This is a genomic window from Pseudomonas sp. UBA6276, assembly GCF_002438365.1.
GTDB classification, from domain to species: Bacteria; Pseudomonadota; Gammaproteobacteria; order Pseudomonadales; family Pseudomonadaceae; genus Aquipseudomonas; species Aquipseudomonas coleopterorum.
Genome location: NZ_DJUS01000164.1, coordinates 1,973 through 2,921, shown reverse-complemented (window position 1 = coordinate 2,921; position 949 = coordinate 1,973). Strand labels below are relative to the sequence as shown.

The following is a 949-nucleotide window of genomic DNA, read 5'->3' as shown; positions in this document are numbered from 1 at the left end:
GTCCGGAAGTCATCAACGCCGAGTCGCGCCAGGCGATGCGCAACGCACTCAAGCGTATCCAGGATGGCGAATACGCCAAGATGTTCATCAACGAAGGCGCTACCAACTATCCATCGATGACCGCCAAGCGCCGCAACAACGCCGCTCATGGCATCGAAGTCATTGGTGAGCAGCTGCGTTCCATGATGCCTTGGATCGCTGCCAACAAGATCGTCGACAAAGCCAAGAACTGATACAGTTCCAAGCGATGAAAACGCGGCCCCGGCCGCGTTTTTTCGTTATGGTGGCAAGCTTCTGGTATAAAGCTGCAACGTTTTGCGGTCGAACCCTCGACCCAGACGCCTGTCGAAACTTTCCACACCGTTGCAAGGTATTGTCCATGAGCGAACGTCCCCAAGAGCCAAACAAGGCTCCTGACGCCGAAAGCCTCCTGCCGATCGATGAGCATGTCGAAGAAGGGCATGACGCCGAAGGACGTAAAGTCCGGCACCGCGGTATCTATCTTCTGCCCAATCTGTTCACCACGGCGAACCTGTTTGCGGGCTTCTACTCGATCATCAACTCGATCAGCGCCCAGAGCGCCGGCAATGCTGCCGAAGCCAGCAAGTACTTTGCTTACGCAGCCATCGCCATCTTCGTCGCCATGGTCCTCGACAGCCTCGATGGCCGAGTGGCACGCATGACCAACACCCAAAGCGCCTTCGGAGCGGAATACGATTCGCTTTCCGACATGGTCGCGTTCGGTGTCGCACCTGCACTGCTCGCCTTCGGCTGGGCACTGGGTGACATGGGCAAGGTCGGCTGGATGGTGGCCTTCATCTACGTCGCCGGCGCGGCGCTGCGTTTGGCACGCTTCAATACTCAGGTCGGTACGGCCGATAAACGCTATTTCATCGGTCTGGCCAGTCCCGCAGCGGCGGGTGTGGTTGCAGGGCTCGTATGGGCGTTC

Annotated in this window: 1 protein-coding gene and 1 pseudogene; both read left to right on the top strand. The window is 58.4% G+C overall.

Going from position 1 to position 949, the window contains the following annotated elements; genetic code table 11:
* A pseudogene (locus tag B2V21_RS19045) lies at positions 1 to 233 on the top strand (ketol-acid reductoisomerase); the annotation flags it as partial.
* A gap of 146 nt (positions 234 to 379) precedes the next feature.
* A partial coding sequence (gene pssA / locus B2V21_RS19040) for a CDP-diacylglycerol--serine O-phosphatidyltransferase (RefSeq protein ID WP_286917701.1) occupies positions 380 to 949 on the top strand: 570 nt, incomplete at its 3' end.